Genomic DNA, 16,398 nt, shown 5'->3' with positions numbered 1-16,398 from the left:
CGGCGGTGCAGCGGAGTCCTACTTCAGCGCCCGGTTGACGGCCGAGACGACGGCGCGCAGGGATGCTGTGGTGATGGAGGTCGCGATGCCCGCGCCCCAGACGGTGACGGCGGTGCCGTTGGGTCCGGTGACGGAGGCTTCGACGTAGGCGGCGGCCTGGGCGTCGTCGCCGGCGGACATGGCGTGCTCGGAGTAATCGAGGACGCTGACGTCGTAGCCGACGGTCGACAGTGCGTCGACGAAGGCTGCGAGCGGGCCGTTGCCGGAGCCGGTGATGTCCTGTTCGACGCCGTCGAGCTTGACCGTCGCGACGATGTTGTCGGTGCCGCCGTCTGTTTCGGCGGCGATGACGCGCTGCTTGATGCGTTCGAGCGGGCGGATCGGCGACAGGTATTCCTGCGCGAAGACGTCCCACATCTCCTTGGGCGAGACTTCGCCGCCTTCACCGTCGGTGATGCGCTGCACGGCCTGAGAGAACTCGATCTGCAGTCGACGTGGCAGTGCCAGACCGTGATCGGACTTCATGATGTACGCGACGCCGCCCTTGCCGGACTGCGAGTTGACTCGGATGACGGCCTCGTAGGTGCGGCCGACGTCCTTCGGGTCGACGGGCAGGTACGGAACCTGCCAGGTGATCTCGCCGATGTCCGAACCCTGCTCGTCCGCAGTGGCTTTCATCGCGTCGAGGCCCTTGTTGATGGCGTCCTGGTGGCTTCCGGAGAACGCGGTGTACACCAGGTCGCCGCCGTACGGGTGGCGCTCGTGCACGGGCAGCTGGTTGCAGTACTCGACGGTGCGGCGTACCTCGTCGATGTTGGAGAAGTCGATCTGTGGGTCGACGCCGCGGGTGAACATGTTGAGCCCCAACGTGACCAGGCAGACGTTGCCGGTGCGCTCACCGTTGCCGAACAGGCATCCCTCGATGCGGTCGGCGCCGGCCTGGTAGCCCAGTTCGGCGGCAGCGACGCCGGTTCCGCGGTCGTTGTGCGGATGCAGCGACAGGATGATGCTGTCGCGCCGGTTCAGGTTGCGGCTCATCCACTCGATCGAGTCGGCGTAGACGTTGGGCGTCGCCATCTCCACCGTTGCGGGCAGGTTCAGGATGATCGGCTTCTCGGGCGTCGGATCGATGATGTCGACGACGGCGTCGCACACCTCTTTGGCGTACGCCAGCTCGGTTCCGGTGTAGGACTCGGGCGAGTACTCGTACCGCCAGTCGGTGTCGGGGTAGTTCGCGGCGATCTCGAGGCATTTACGTGCGCCGTCGGTGGCGATCTTCTTGATGACGTCACGGTCGGCGCGGAAAACGACGCGCCGCTGAAGAATGGACGTCGAGTTGTAGAAGTGGACGATCACGTTCTTCGCGCCCTCGCAGGCGAGGTACGTGCGTTCGATCAGTTCCGGCCTGCACTGAGTCAGGACCTGGATGGTCACGTCGTCGGGGATCGCGCCGTCTTCGATGATCTCGCGGACGAAGTCGAAGTCGGTCTGGCTCGCGGAGGGGAACCCGACCTCGATCTGCTTGTAGCCCATACGAACCAGCAGATCGAACATCCGACGCTTGCGTGCGGGGCTCATCGGGTCGATGAGGGCCTGATTGCCGTCACGCAGGTCGACGGCGCACCACTGCGGTGTTCGGTCGATGACCTTGTCCGGCCACGTGCGGTCGGGGAGCGTGATGGGCTCGACCTCGTCGGCGAACGGGCGGTACCGGTACGTCGGCATCGACGAGTTCTTCTGGGTGTTCCACACGGGCTGATCGCTGGGCGCGGGCCGTGACGGAGGGGTGATGGTGCGCGATCCGGATGTGAATGCGTCGGCAGGTGACATTGGTGTGATCTCCGAGGTTACTGGCTGTACTTGGATATCGACCGGCGCGATGAAACCCCGCGACGGGAAGCCAGTCTGGATCAGACCCCGTCGCGGCGATCGAGGAGAAGCGCGCGCTGCATGGATGCGAGTGTACTACTGCACCTCCACCTCTCACGGCCGGGTTCGCCGATCTCGTGTCAGTCGGGTAAACGACGCAATTCGACGACGGTCAGACCGAGGGCGTCGAACCGAGCCAACATGCCGCGCAGGGCGGTGTCGTCGTCGATCGGCCCGAACATTCGAGTGAACGTAGCGGGGACACGTGCGATCGACAGATCGGGGAACGCGGCCTTCGCACGCTCGGACAGGTCGCCTTCGACGACGAACTCGTACCGAACTCCGTGCGATATGCCGCCAGCGGGTTGAGCCATGTGCCCTCGCTCCACGAAGAGAATCGATGCTTCTCCACCAGCGTCCGCGCCCGGGTCGTCCACTGCATCACCCGTAGCAGATGAATGAATGGCAAGGGGAGCGTCCGTCAGAGCAGCCCGAGTTCGTGGGCGGCGGCGATGGCGTCGCGGCGAGAGCGGACTTCGAGCTTGCGGTAGATGCCGCGCAGGTGTGTCTTGATGGTGTTGACGGAGACGAAGTGGTCCGCGGCGATCTGCTCGGCCGTCCGCCATGACGGGAGTTCGCGCAGCAGTTCCAGCTCGCGACGGGTCAGTGCGGCATTCGGTGACCGGTCGACTCCGGCTCCCGAGTGTGGAACCGAGGCGCGGGCGAGGTCCGCGAAGGGCTCGAGAAGCCCGAACCTGCCGTGGTTGTGGGTCAGGACGTCGCGCACGGTGGTGCCCGCTTCCGCGAACGGAAGCAGAATCGACTCCGGTTGTGCGGCGGTCAGGGCAGCGACGGTGGAGTCGAAGGCGCGGGTGGGGTTCTTGCGTTCGACGGCGACAGCGGCGGCTGCGAGCAAGGCGCGGATCGAATTCACCGGGTTCAGGCAGCGCTTGGTGCCGTCGATGACGCGGGTCAGTTCGGCGTCGGCGGCGTCGAGACGCCCGGCTCGGCGGTGCAGTTCGGCCGCCAGGAGGTGGACTTCACCGACCGGACCGAGCCTCCGCGCGGTCAGGTCGACGAACTCCGCGGCGCGATGAAGTTCTCCCTGCCCGAGGTGTCGACGTTGAATCATCGGGGCCAGCAAGGCCTCGAATCCGGGTAGCGCCGGCCGTTCCAGGTCGGCTCGATCACGCTCGCTCGGCGCGGAACGGCCCGGCTCGTCGGATGCGCCGAGGGCCCACCGTGCCCGGCGTCCGTAGCTCGCGATGGCCAGGTCCGGTGAGGTGCAGATCGCGCGCCAGACGTCGTCGGGTGCAGCGTCTGCCGGCGTCAGCCGCACGATGCCGACGAGCAACTCGACCGACTGCGCGACGGCATGCACGGGCGATCCGGTGAGTCCGTGCGTCCGCGAGTAGTGGAGTGCGTCGTGCGCGGCGGTGTGTGCGTCGGTCAATTGTGTTGCGAGGAAGTGACTTCCGGCGATCGTCGCTAGGCATGTGAGTGCGGTGAGGTGCAGATGTCCAGCCTGTGCGTGCGCGACGGCGTCGGACAGATGGACGTCCGCGGCGGCGCGTCGTCCGAGATGCAGTTCCGCGAGGCCCGCGACCATCGACGCGTAGGCGTCGAGATCCGGGGCTCCTGATTGTCCGATTCCGACGCGCAGGGCCCGGTCCAGCGGCGTCGCCACGGTTCCTGTGTAGAGCGATGCGTGCAGATCGAGGGCCCTGCGCAGTACCTCGGCGCGAGGGTCGCCGAGGCCGTCGCCCGATCGTCGAAGCGCGGACAGGATGCTCACTGCGGGTGCGATCCGGCCGGTTGCCAGGAGAGCGGCCGCGCTGACCAGTCCTGTCCGAACATCGCGTCGAACATCTGCCGGGCTCTGCTCGACGGCGTCGAGTACCTGGGGGCCGTCTCCGCGCAACACCATGCCCAGGCCGGACTCGGACAGTATGTCGACGATTCGTGTGCAGTCGGCGGCGTGCACGCTGTGCTGGAGTGCGAACAATGGGTGGCGAGTGTCGGTGAACCACGAGGACGTGACGCGTTCGAGGTTCCTGATCTGCTCGGCCCCCAGGCGTGCGATCTCCGCGCGGAGATAACCGCGCATGAGCGGGTGGTACCGGTAGCCGGTCTCGGGCCCGGGAATGCGATCGACGAGGAAGTTCTGGGCGAGAAGGCCGTCGATGATGTCCTGGCACCGACGGTCACCGGTGAGCTTCTCCGCGAGGTCGGCCGTGAACCAGTCGGGAACGGACGTCTCGATCAGGAACGTCCGGACGTGAGGCGGAAGGTTGGAAAGGACTTCCCCGACGAGGTAATCCGCGACGGTGTGCTGTGTTCCGGTGAATGCGTCGATGACCTCGGACGGCGGTCGCGCGCCCGTCAACGTCATTCCCGCAAGCCGCAGACCGGCCGCCCATCCCTCGGTCCGAACCATCAACTTGGACAGATCGTCCTCTGCGAGAACGGCTCCGGTGCGCGCCAACATCGCGGCAGCTTCGTCCGCGGTGAACGCGATGGCGGCCGGGGAGATGTCGTGCACTCGACCGTCCAGACGTAACTTCTGCAGCGCCAGAGGTGGTTCGAACCGTCCGGCGAGAACCGTGCGGACAGTGCGCGGCGGCCACCGCAGGAAATTGCCGAGCAACGACAGTGCGTCGTCGTCGTGGAGTAGATGCGCGTCGTCCAGGATCAACGTCACCGGACCGTCCACCGTGTCGAGTGCCTCCACGAGCAGCGCACCGAAGCTGCCCGGCGAGCCTGCAGGTGACGGCACCCGTGCCATCGCCTCGCTCAGCTCGTGCGAGCCCGCATGCTCGAACGCCGAGACGACCGACGATCGCAGATGCGCGACATCGTTGTCGGACTCCTCGACGGTCAGCCAGGCCACCGACCCGGCACGCGCACGTTCGTCGGCGCCGATCCAGTCGACCAACAGGGTCGTCTTACCCGACCCCGCCGGTGCGGTCACCAAGGTCACCACCGAGGGATCGGCGTCGTCGAGCATCGTGAGCAGGCGCGGCCGGCTGATCGTGGTTCGAGGACGAAGCGGAATTCTGCTGCGCAGCTCGGGCGGCGTCACCGAGGGCTGCCGAGACGGCGTCGAGAGTGAAGACAGGGGCAACGTGGTCATACACGACCCTCTCCCGACGAAAAAGGCGCATGTGATGCGATGGACCGGCCAATAGTATTCCGGTTCTTGCGATTTCGGGAAGTAACGCTCGATTCGGACACCGTTCGGTTCGCTTTGGAGGGGCTCAGGCGGAAGGCCGTCCGAGGAGAGTCGGCCGATCGGTACCCACCCGCCGAAACCGCCCGTTTATCCGGATGGACTCCACGTTTCACCTTCGTCGCATCGCGGTGACCCGGGCACCGGCGTCGGACGAATATCCTGGATTCGGGGCCGGGCTGGGACGTGAGCGGCCGGGGGAGACGCTCCCGGTGCCCGTCGGCGGACGGAAGACGCAGGTCAGGGGCGCTGTTGCCGTACCACCAGCGCAAGGAGAGGCCGGACCTCGGTAAGGTAGCTCCGGCAAGTTGCACCAATCGAGACGCACCCAAGCAGCGGAGGTACACACGCGTGGCTCTCATCGTCCAGAAGTACGGTGGATCGTCGGTGGCTACCGCCGAACGTATCCGACGCGTTGCTGAACGAATCGTCGAGACCAAGAAGGCGGGCAACGACGTGGTCGTCGTCGTGTCCGCGATGGGTGATACCACCGACGAGCTCCTCGACCTGGCCGAGCAGGTCTGCCCAGCGCCACCCGCGCGTGAAATGGACATGCTGCTGACGTCGGGTGAGCGCATCTCCAACGCCCTCGTCGCGATGGCCATTCATTCCCTCGGTGCCGAGGCACGCTCCTTCACCGGCTCGCAGGCAGGCGTCGTCACGACGAGCGTGCACGGCAACGCCAAGATCATCGACGTCACCCCCGGCCGCGTGCGCGACGCCCTCGACGAGGGTTCGATCGTTCTCGTCGCCGGTTTCCAGGGCGTCAGCCAGGACAGCAAGGACGTCACGACGCTCGGACGCGGTGGCTCGGACACCACGGCCGTCGCCCTCGCGGCGGCATTGAACGCCGACGTCTGCGAGATCTACACCGACGTCGACGGCATCTTCACCGCCGACCCCCGCATCGTTCCGAATGCACGCCACCTCGACACGGTCTCGTTCGAGGAAATGCTCGAGATGGCGGCCTGCGGAGCCAAGGTGCTCATGCTGCGCTGCGTCGAGTACGCACGTCGCTACAACGTTCCCGTACACGTTCGGTCGTCGTACACCACGAAACCCGGAACCATCGTCTCCGGATCTATGGAGGACATTCCAGTGGAAGAAGCCATTCTCACCGGCGTCGCACACGATCGCAGCGAAGCCAAGGTCACCGTGGTCGGCATCCCCGACTCCCCGGGGTACGCGGCGAAGATCTTCCGCGCCGTCGCGGATGCGGAGATCAACATCGACATGGTGCTGCAGGGAGTGTCCAAGGTCGACACCGGCAAGACCGACATCACGTTCACCTGCCCCAAGTCCGACGGCCCGACGGCCGTGGAGAAGCTCACCAAGCTGCAGTCCGAGATCGGGTTCGCGCAGGTCCTCTACGACGACCACATCGGCAAGGTCTCCCTCGTCGGCGCAGGCATGAAGAGCCACCCGGGCGTCACGGCCACGTTCTGCGAGTCCCTCGCGGACGCAGGTGTCAACATCGACCTGATCAGCACGTCGGAGATTCGTATTTCCGTGTTGGTCAACGACAATCAGCTCGACGAGGCCGTGCGTGTACTGCACGAGGCATTCGATCTCGGCGGCGACGAAGAAGCCGTCGTACACGGAGGTACAGGACGATGACCGTAGTTGCAGTCGTAGGAGCCACCGGCCAGGTCGGCGCCGTCATGCGAACCCTGCTGGAAGAGCGCAACTTTCCTGCAGACACGGTTCGGTTCTTCGCGTCGGCGCGGTCGGCGGGCAAGAAGCTGCCGTTCCGCGGCGAGGAGATCATCGTCGAGGACGCATCCACCGCCGACCTCGCCGGGATCGACATCGCGCTGTTCTCCGCCGGTGCGACCCTCTCTCGCGAGCAGGCCCCGCGCTTCGCCGCGGCCGGTGCCGTCGTCATCGACAACTCCTCGGCGTTCCGCAAGGACCCCGAGGTTCCCCTCGTGGTCAGCGAGGTCAACCCCGACGCGGCGAAGAACCCGCCCAAGGGCATCATCGCCAACCCCAACTGCACCACGATGGCCGCGATGCCGGTCCTGAAGGTGCTGCACGACGAGGCGGGCTTGCAGCGCCTCATCGTCTCCAGCTACCAGGCGGTCTCCGGCAGTGGCCTGGCCGGAGTCGAAGAACTCGCCACCCAGGCGCGTGCCGTCATCGACGACGCGGAAAAGCTGGTGCACGACGGTTCGGCGGTCGACTTCCCGGCGCCGAACAAGTACGTCGCGCCCATCGCCTTCAACGTGTTGCCGCTCGCGGGATCGCTGGTCGACGACGGTTCCGGCGAGACGGACGAGGATCAGAAGCTCCGTAACGAGTCGCGCAAGATCCTCGGGCTGCCGGACCTTCTGGTCAGCGGCACGTGCGTCCGTGTTCCCGTCTTCACCGGCCACTCGCTGTCGATCAACGCCGAGTTCGCGTCGCCGTTGTCGGTGGAGCGCGCACGGGAACTGTTGGCGTCGGCACCGGGCGTCGAGCTCGTCGACGTTCCGACCCCGCTGCAGGCTGCGGGCAAGGATGCATCGCTGGTCGGTCGGATCCGTCAGGACCCGGGCGTTCCCGAGGGCCGCGGACTCGCGCTCTTCGTGTCCGGCGACAACCTGCGCAAGGGCGCTGCTCTGAACACGATCCAGATCGCAGAACTGCTCGTTTAGGCGCCTTCGGCGCGCGTGAGTGGAAATGTAGGCTCCGGGGCAGGAGCGGAGCCGACGGAGCGACCAGAATGCACCGAATTTCCACTCACAACAGGGGGGTGTCGTGTGAACGAGATGTCACGGCGATCCGCGTTTCGCCTGGCCGCCTTCGGTGTCGTCGCCGCGGCGCTGCCGGCGTCGTCGGCCGTGCGCCGCGCGACTGCGGACGACATCTTCGGCGGCCACAGTCCACTGCTGTTCCATTCGCCGCCCCTGCAGCCGTTCCGCGACGAGCTACCCCGTCTGCCCGTCGTCTCCGGCACTGCCGTCGAGCTGAGGGCGCGAAGCGGATCGCATTCCTTCCACGCGGATCTCGCGCCCGGTCCGACGTTCGGTTACGGCGATCTCGACTACCTCGGGCCGACGATCGAGAGCGTCCAAGGCCAGCCCTGGACGTTGCGCTACAGCAACGACACGGACGGTAACCCGTTGGCCGCCGATGTCGACACCTCCCTGCACGGCATGAGCGAACACGACCGGCACATGACGCCGACCTCGCTGCATCTGCACGGGGCGATCACGCAGCCCGATTCCGACGGGCACTCCGAGATGCTGGTCCGTCCCGGCGAGTCGCTGACCCACAGTTTTTCCGGCCTGAACGACGCGGCCGGGTTGTGGTACCACGATCACGCGATGTCCATGACGCGCATCAACGTCTACGCGGGGCTCGTCGGCGTCAATATCGTTCGTGATCAGCATGATTCGGGGGCAGCGGACAATTCGCTCGGACTCCCGTCCGGCGAGTTCGAGATCCCGCTGGTACTGCAGGAGAAGATCATGAATCCCGACGGATCGATGAGCATTCGGTCCAACATTACTGTGCCGCAGGGCAAGTGGGAGGGCGGCGGAACCGGCGACGTCGGCGTTGTCAACGGAAAGATATGGCCGACGATGGAAGTCGCGCGCGGCCTCTACCGGTTCCGTATCGTCAACGCAGGTTCGTACTCGGTGTGGAATCTGTTCATGTCGGGCCAACAGAGCGCGCAGCGGCTGCAATTCTGGGTCATCGGGAACGACGGCGGACTGCTCGACGCACCCGTTCGAACCGACAGTGTTCGCCTCGCGCCCGCGGAGAGAATCGACGTCCTGGTCGACTTCGGGGCCGCAGAACCCGGCGAGCTGATCGAACTGCGCAACGACGAGCCGCCCCCGGCACAAGCCGCGTCGCTGGGAGCGATACCGATGCCGTTGTTCTGCCAGTTCAGGGTGGCGTCGGGCCGCGGGTTCACCGGCGACGTCATGACCATGTACCGAGGTGGGAAGGGGCAACCTCCGCTTCTGCCCGCGCTGCCTCAGGTGCAGGTGCAACGCACCGTGACCGTGAATCAGCCGTCGGCAGGCCTGTCGTTGGCACCGCCGATGATGACGCTCAACAATCTGCGGTACAGCGACCCGGACATCGAGATGCCCGCGCAGGGAGCCGTCGAGCAGTGGAACATCGTCAACACCACGCTCGAACCGCATCCGATTCACCTGCATCTGGTGCATTTCCGGACCCTCGGTCGTGCTCCGATCGACCTCGCTGCGTACCAGCGTGACAATCCACGCCCCGACGTCGGGGTCAAATGGGCCCCCGACGTCGAGCGGTACGTCACCGGGCCGCTTGCTGCGCCTGCGCCGTGGGAAGCGGGTGCCAAGGACACAGTGAACACGTACCCGGGGACGGTCACGCGGATCCTCGTCCGGTTCCCCCGCGCCGACGAACTCGGATTCGACCCGGACGCAACGTTTTCCGCCGGGTCCGGCGGGCACCACGGCTCGGCCGAGCTGCAGGGGTACATGTGGCACTGCCACATGCTCGACCACGAAGACCACGAAATGATGCTCCGCTACCGCCTGGTGTGAGGCCTGCCGTGTGATCGTCGACGGCTGATCCAACTGCCGAACTAAAAAGCAGTCTGGACTGTTTGTTGATTTTCGGATACGGTCAGCAGTGTGACCCAGAGCACCGAACTGACCGAACGCCGCACGCAAGCGGAACGCACGGCGGGCACGCAGGCCAAACTGCTCGACGCGGCGATCGAGTGCCTCGTCGAACTCGGCTTCGCGCGGACCAGCACGCAGGAGATCGCTCGACGTGCCGGCGTGTCCCGAGGAGCGCAACTGCATCACTTTCCGACGAAGGAAGCGTTGGTCACCGCGGCCGTCGGCCATCTGGTGGACAAGCGACTCGCAGAAATCCTGGCCGCGAAGCCCGATCCCGAGCGCGGTGTCGAGGTGTTGAGCGAAGCATTCTCCGGCCCACTCTTCTACGCGGCGCTCGAACTGTGGGTCGCCGCCAGGACCGACGCCGCCCTGCACGAGGCGATGCTTCCGCTCGAACGCAAGGTGTCCGAGGCGCTGATGGGAGGTGCGTCCATCGTCATGGGTAGCCGGATGTCCACCGAGAGCATCGAACTCAGCATAGAACTGGCACGTGGACTGGCCGTGTCGGCCTTGTTCCGTAGCCCCGACGCCGACGCCGCACTCCGGTCGCGGTTGTTGCCCGCATGGGAGCAGAAGGTGATGGAATGGTGATCCCCAGTTCGGTCGATGTACTGGTCGTCGGCGCAGGATTTGCTGGAATAGCCGCGGCCACCAAGGTTCTCGACGCAGACCCGTCGGCGGACGTGCTCGTCATCGAACGTGCTGCCGACGTCGGCGGAACGTGGCGCGACAACACGTACCCCGGGTGTGCGTGTGACGTGCCGACGTCGCTCTACTCGTTCTCGTTCGCGCAGAGCCCCGAGTGGACGCACACGTTCGCCCGTCAGCCGGAGATCTACGCATACCTCAGGGGAGTCGTGGAACGGACGGGTCTGCGCGAGCGCATCGTCACCGAATGCGAATTGCTCGGCGCCACCTGGGATTCCGCATCCTCTCGGTGGAACGTGCAGACGTCGTCCGGCCCGGTGTCGACGCGTGTGCTCGTCGCGGCGACGGGTGCTCTGTCGACTCCGAAACTTCCCGAGGTGCCCGGTATCGAGACGTTCACCGGCGAGATGTTCCACTCCGCGACGTGGAACCATGATCACGACCTGACGGGTAAACGCGTCGCCGTCATCGGCACGGGCGCATCCGCCGTGCAGTTCGTGCCCGAGATCGCCGACCGTACCGAGCGGCTCACGGTGTTCCAACGAACTCCCGCCTGGGTCATTCCTCGGTTGGACCGCACCCTCGGCCGCGTCGAGAAGGCGATGTATCGGCGTTTCCCCCTGTCGCAGAAAGCGGTACGGGCGGCCATCTACAGCTACCGGGAGGCGTACGTTCTCGGTCTGGCGCGCTTTCCCAAGGTGCTACCGCTGGTGTCGATCGTAGCGAGGACGCACCTGCGTCGGCAGGTGAAGAACCCGGCGAAGCGGGCGGCTCTCACACCGAACTTCGTCATCGGATGCAAGCGGATCCTGCTGTCCAACGACTGGTTGAAGACCCTCGACCGAAGCGATGTCGACCTGGTGGCAAGCCGGCTCGCTTCGATCGGGGAGAACTCGGTCAGCGCGGCCGACGGCACGTCCTACCCGGTGGACACGATCATCTTCGCCACCGGATTCACCCCGACGGAGCCACCCGTCTCCCACCTGCTCGTCGGCGACAACGGGGAGACGCTCGCTCAGAAGTGGGGTGGCAGCCCCAACGCATTCCGAGGCACCACCGTCAGCGGATTCCCGAACCTGTTCCTGATGTACGGGCCCAACACCAACCTCGGCCACAGTTCCATCGTCTACATGTTGGAATCCCAGGCCGAGTACGTGGTGTCCGCGTTGGCGCAGATGCGTGAGCGGGGCATCGGCTCCGTCGACGTCACGGAAACCGCCCAGAAGGAATACAACACGTGGATCCACGACTCGCTGGCCGGAACGGTGTGGAACTCCGGCGGTTGCTCGAGTTGGTACCTGGACTCCGAAGGAAAGAATCCGGTGATGTGGCCGACCTACACGTTCACGTTCCGTAACTCGACCCGGACGTTCGACTTGGACAAATACGAAACGAAAGGATCTGCGAGATGACCCATTTCGACGTTCTTGTCATCGGATCAGGGTTCGGCGGTAGCGTCAGCGCGCTCCGCGCCGTCGAGAAGGGGTACAGCGTCGGCGTGCTCGAATCCGGCCGGCGCTTCGCCGACGACCAGCTGCCGAAGACCAGTTGGCGACTCAGAAAGTACCTGTGGGCGCCCGCCCTCGGATGCTACGGAGTACAGCGCATTCATCTGCTCCCCGACGTTCTCGTCATGGCGGGGGCAGGCGTCGGCGGTGGATCGCTGAACTACGCCAACACTCTGTATCAGCCCCCGAAACGGTTCTTCGAGGATCCGCAGTGGGCAGGTATCACCGACTGGCACCGTGAACTCGGCCCGTACTACGACCAGGCCAAACGCATGCTGGGCGTCGAGACCAACCCCACGATCACCCCGTCGGACAAGGTCATGAAGGAAGTGGCCGAGGACATGGGGGTGGGGGAGACGTTCACCAGCACACCCGTCGGTGTGTTCTTCGGTCAGCCGGGAAGGACCGATCCGGACCCGTTCTTCGGCGGCGTCGGGCCGGCACGGACCGGCTGCACCGAATGTGGATCCTGCATGACGGGATGCCGCGTCGGGGCGAAGAACACACTCGTCAAGAACTACCTCCATCTCGCGGAACACGCCGGCGCACAGATCTTCCCGCTGACGACGGTCACCTCCGTCCGGCCACGCGCGAGGGGAGGCTACGAGGTGGTGACGCGTCGCACGGGCGCCAAACTGCGCCGGGCCGACACCGTCATGACTGCCGACCAGGTGGTCTTCGCGGCGGGTACCTACGGCACCCAGAAGCTGCTGCTGGCGATGAAGGAGACCGGGCAGTTGCCCAAGCTGTCCGACCGGATCGGCGGCCTCGTCCGAACGAACTCCGAGGCTGTCCTCGCCGCAACCGCGCGGGGTCGCGAGATCGACTACACCCAGGGCGTCGCCATCACGTCGTCGTTCCATCCGGACGATCACACGCACATCGAACCCGTTCGATACGGCAAAGGCAGCAACGCAATCGGTCTCCTGCAGACAGTGCTGAGCGACGGAGGGGGTCGCACGCCTCGGGTGCTGAAGACTCTCGGCGTCGCGCTGCGTCACCCCGGTGCTGCGCTGCGCAGCCTGTCCGTCCGTCGCTGGTCCGAACGCACCGTCATCGCACTCGTCATGCAGACCGACGACAATTCACTGGAACTGGGTTCGAAGAAAGGGCTGTTCGGCAGGCGTCTGACCAGTCGTCCCGGCCAGGGCGACCCACCTCCGCAGTGGATCCCGCAGGGGCACGAGGCAATACGCATGCTCGCGGACAAGATCGGGGGTGACCCGGGTGGCTCCATCGCGGAAATCGTCAACATCCCGATGACGGCGCACTTCCTCGGAGGGTGCGCGATCGGGGAGAACCCCGAGCGCGGCGTCGTCGACGCCTACCACCGGGTCTACGGATACGACGGCCTTCACGTCGTCGACGGCTCAGCAGTGAGCGCCAATCTGGGCGTCAATCCGTCCCTGACGATCACCGCCCAAGCCGAGCGCGCCCTCGCGTTGTGGCCGAACAAGGGCGAGACCGATCAGCGCCCGTCTCAGGGTCAGCCCTACCGCGAGATCAAGCCGACACAGCCACGCTCGCCGGTAGTGCCCGCCTCGGCCCCCGGTGCCCTGCGGCTGCCCCTGACCGTGAAGGGAGCGTGACGTCCCATGTGGAGCGTCAGTGAATCCGAGTCACCCAGAACCGAGTGGCCGCAGAGCCCGCCACCGCCGTGGCCTGCGTCGGTACGCGCCACGATCTGGTGGCATCGCGCGACCGACGAAGGACGCGCACTGCTTCCGCAGAAAGATCTGCCGGTGACCATGGCCATGGTCGTCGACTATCTGGATTCACCGGTCGGCCCGTACCGAGAGATCCTCGCCAGCCCGGTCCTGCGGCGGCCGGGGAAGCTCATCGGCGCGATGCCTCGCATGGCCGTGCCGTTCATCGCCGTCGACTCCGAGACATCCGTGCACGGAGGACGCACACATTGGAACCTCCCCAAGGTGCTCGCACACTTCGGCGGTGACGTGCTGGGGACATCGACGGCCAGCGGCGACGGATGGGCTGTCGACGTCGCCGCACGAGGCGTCGGGCCGCGGTTCCCGATTCGGGGCGGTCTCGGCTTCGCGCAACCCGTCGACGAGGAAGTCTCCCTGGCCGGCGCCTCGCTCAAGGGCAAGGCGAGACTGTGCCGCGTGCAGGTCGACGCGACAGGACCGTCGCTGGGGGACTGGCTGCGTCCCGGTTCCCACTTCGGCCTCCAGATCGTGTCCGGGACCATGTCGACAGGTGCATCGCGGCTGGTGGGTGACATCGAAGTCTGACGGCCGGTGTCATCCGGTCGGTCCCGCTGGCTCCACTCGCGTCTTTTGACTGATTCAAAAAAATGGCCCGAACAGGTTCGAAAACACGCAGACCGGTTATACGAGCGTGATAGACGTTCCGAGTACAGCCATGGCAGTCGGAGCCAGCCCCTCCGACTGTCCACAGTGAATCTCTCAGGAGGCATCCCGAATGACAGAACCGGCCACCACCAGCAACTCCGGAATCCCCGTACCCAGCGACGACCAGTCGTTGACGGCAGGAACACAAGGCCCGATCCTTCTTCAGGACCACTACCTCATCGAGAAGATGGCTCAGTTCAACCGTGAGCGTGTCCCCGAGCGCGTCGTGCACGCCAAGGGTGCGGGTGCGTTCGGAGTCCTCGAAATCACCGAGGACATCTCGAAGTACACCAAGGCCGCCGCCCTGCAGAAGGGCGTCAAGACCGAAGCGCTCGCCCGGTTCTCCACCGTCGCCGGTGAGCAGGGAAGCCCGGACACCTGGCGGGACCCGCGCGGATTCGCGCTGAAGTTCTACACCACCGAAGGCAACTGGGACCTCGTCGGAAACAACACCCCGGTGTTCTTCGTCAAGGATCCCATCAAGTTCCAGGACTTCATCCGCAGCCAGAAGCGCATGCCGGACTCCGGGCTGCGCGACCACAACATGCAATGGGACTTCTGGACGCTCTCACCCGAGTCCGCCCACCAGGTCACCTGGCTCATGGGTGACCGGGGTATCCCCAAGAGCTACCGCCACATGGACGGCTTCGGCTCACACACGTACCAGTTCATCAACGACGCCGGCGAGCGTTCCTGGGTGAAGTTCCACTTCAAGACCAACCAGGGCATCGACTTCCTGACCCAGGAGAAGGCCGACGAGCTCGCGGGAACCTCCCCCGATCACCATCGTCAGGACCTGTTCGGTGCGATCTCCGAAGGCGACTTCCCGAGCTGGGACTTCTACATCCAGGTCATGCCGTACGACGAGGCCGAGGGCTACAAGTACAACCCCTTCGACCTCACGAAGGTGTGGTCGCAAAAGGACTACCCGAAGATCAAGGTCGGCAAGCTGACCCTGAACCGCAACCCGGAGAACTTCTTCGCGCAGATCGAGCAGAGCTCGTTCGAACCGTCGAACCTGGTACCGGGAATCGCCGCCAGCCCGGACAAGATGCTGCTCGGACGCATCTTCTCCTACGCCGACGCGCACCGTTACCGTATCGGCACCAACTACGCGCAGCTGCCGGTCAACGCACCCAAGGCCCAGGTCAACTCCTACTCCAAGGAAGGGTCGATGCGGTACTCGTTCAACTCCGCCGACACTCCGGTGTACGCACCCAACTCGTACGGCGGCCCGCACGCGGACACCGCGAAGTACGGAGACGACGGATCGTGGGACTTCGAGCCACGTTTCGTCCGCACCGGATACATCGAGCATCCCGAGGACAGTGACTTCGCACAGGCCGGCATCCTCGTCCGTGAGGTCATGGACGACGATCAGCGAGAGCGTCTGGCGGGCAACATCGTCGGCCACGCACTCAACGGAGTGACCGAGCCCGTGCTGCAACGCGTCTTCGAGTACTGGACGAACGTCGACCCCGACCTCGGCAAGAAGGTCGAGGAAGGTGTGCGCGCAGGCCAGAGTGACGCAGCGCCGACGACCAGTCAATCGCCGACCACCCCCGGCGACGAGGCCGAGAAGGTCTGACGCGTCACAATCGGGAACATCGTCCACGTCCGGGCCGTTGAGCCGAGCGACCGTTGAGAACGTAGGAGGCGCACTCATGACCAACCCCATCAGCAGCACTCTCGATGCAGGTCAGCAGAAGATTGCCGGAGATGCCCTGCAGGGCACCGTCGTCGACCTGATCGACCTGTCCCTCATCGCGAAGCAGGCGCACTGGAACGTCATCGGCAAGAACTTCCGTTCGGTGCACCTCGCGTTGGACGAACTCGTCACCGCAGCACGGGACTTCACCGATGAGGCCGCCGAACGCGCAACGGCGATCGGAGTCAGCCCGGACGGACGCTCGGCCACGGTGTCGGCCACAGCAGGCACCAAGGGATTCGGTGAAGGCTGGACCAAGGACGAGCAAGTGATCGCCGCCGTGGTGGACAACCTTGCCGCAGTGGTGGATCGGCTCCGAGGACGCATCGCGGACACCGAGGCCGCAGATCCCGTGACGCAGGATCTGCTCATCGCCATCACCGCCCGTCTGGAGCAACTGCACTGGATGTGGCAAGCGCAGGTCGACTGACCGCAACCCTGTGAGCAGGCCCTCTTCCCCATC

Annotated in this window: 12 protein-coding genes; 9 read left to right on the top strand and 3 right to left on the bottom strand. The window is 65.5% G+C overall.

Annotated features, from left to right (window positions below; genetic code table 11):
- Nucleotides 1-18: 18 nt before the first annotated feature.
- The 3 genes from leuA to H292_RS0107570 form a co-directional block, all read right to left on the bottom strand.
- Complete coding sequence (gene leuA / locus H292_RS0107580) at nt 19-1,830, bottom strand: 2-isopropylmalate synthase (RefSeq protein WP_020110994.1); 1,812 nt, start codon at nt 1,828-1,830, stop codon at nt 19-21.
- Nucleotides 1,831-2,009: 179 nt separating this feature from the next.
- Nucleotides 2,010-2,243 carry a hypothetical protein gene (locus H292_RS0107575; RefSeq protein ID WP_019662921.1) on the bottom strand — a complete coding sequence of 78 codons (234 nt, stop codon included), beginning with the start codon at nt 2,241-2,243 and terminating at the stop codon, nt 2,010-2,012.
- A 107-nt stretch (nt 2,244-2,350) separates the two neighbouring features.
- A complete protein-coding gene (locus H292_RS0107570) occupies nt 2,351-5,002 on the bottom strand; it encodes a LuxR C-terminal-related transcriptional regulator (protein ID WP_231383785.1) in 2,652 nt (883 codons plus the stop codon).
- Nucleotides 5,003-5,449: 447 nt separating this feature from the next.
- Between H292_RS0107570 and H292_RS0107565 the strand changes: the two genes are divergently transcribed.
- The 9 genes from H292_RS0107565 to H292_RS0107525 all read left to right on the top strand — a co-directional run bounded on the left by H292_RS0107565 (nt 5,450) and on the right by H292_RS0107525 (nt 16,365).
- A complete protein-coding gene (locus tag H292_RS0107565) occupies nt 5,450-6,715 on the top strand; it encodes an aspartate kinase (protein WP_019662923.1) in 1,266 nt (421 codons plus the stop codon).
- Nucleotides 6,712-7,734 carry an aspartate-semialdehyde dehydrogenase gene (locus H292_RS0107560; RefSeq protein ID WP_019662924.1) on the top strand — a complete coding sequence of 341 codons (1,023 nt, stop codon included), beginning with the start codon at nt 6,712-6,714 and terminating at the stop codon, nt 7,732-7,734. Before H292_RS0107565 ends, H292_RS0107560 begins: the two co-directional genes overlap by 4 nt.
- Before the next feature lie 114 nt (nt 7,735-7,848).
- Nucleotides 7,849-9,618 (top strand): multicopper oxidase family protein, encoded by a 1,770-nt coding sequence (locus H292_RS0107555; protein ID WP_231383793.1) that lies wholly within the window; start codon nt 7,849-7,851, stop codon nt 9,616-9,618.
- A 90-nt stretch (nt 9,619-9,708) separates the two neighbouring features.
- Nucleotides 9,709-10,290: a TetR/AcrR family transcriptional regulator gene (locus H292_RS0107550; RefSeq protein ID WP_019662926.1), complete on the top strand. Its 582-nt coding sequence runs from the start codon at nt 9,709-9,711 to the stop codon at nt 10,288-10,290.
- The gene (locus tag H292_RS0107545; protein WP_020110991.1) at nt 10,284-11,759 is read left to right on the top strand and encodes a flavin-containing monooxygenase; all 1,476 of its coding nucleotides are present in this window, start codon (nt 10,284-10,286) and stop codon (nt 11,757-11,759) included. Before H292_RS0107550 ends, H292_RS0107545 begins: the two co-directional genes overlap by 7 nt.
- Nucleotides 11,756-13,444 carry a GMC oxidoreductase gene (locus tag H292_RS0107540; protein ID WP_020110990.1) on the top strand — a complete coding sequence of 563 codons (1,689 nt, stop codon included), beginning with the start codon at nt 11,756-11,758 and terminating at the stop codon, nt 13,442-13,444. The genes H292_RS0107545 and H292_RS0107540 overlap by 4 nt, the downstream gene beginning before the upstream one ends.
- A gap of 6 nt (nt 13,445-13,450) precedes the next feature.
- Complete coding sequence (locus tag H292_RS0107535; RefSeq protein WP_020110989.1) at nt 13,451-14,107, top strand: hypothetical protein; 657 nt, start codon at nt 13,451-13,453, stop codon at nt 14,105-14,107.
- Nucleotides 14,108-14,297: 190 nt separating this feature from the next.
- Complete coding sequence (locus H292_RS0107530) at nt 14,298-15,815, top strand: catalase (RefSeq protein WP_019662930.1); 1,518 nt, start codon at nt 14,298-14,300, stop codon at nt 15,813-15,815.
- Between the two features lie 76 nt (nt 15,816-15,891).
- Complete coding sequence (locus tag H292_RS0107525) at nt 15,892-16,365, top strand: Dps family protein (protein WP_019662931.1); 474 nt, start codon at nt 15,892-15,894, stop codon at nt 16,363-16,365.
- Nucleotides 16,366-16,398 lie beyond the last annotated feature (33 nt).

The organism is Rhodococcus sp. 114MFTsu3.1, from assembly GCF_000383555.1.
Lineage (GTDB): Bacteria > Actinomycetota > Actinomycetes > Mycobacteriales > Mycobacteriaceae > Rhodococcoides > Rhodococcoides fascians_E.
The sequence above is the reverse complement of the archived record's forward strand: the minus strand, read 5'-3'. Positions and strand labels throughout refer to the sequence as shown.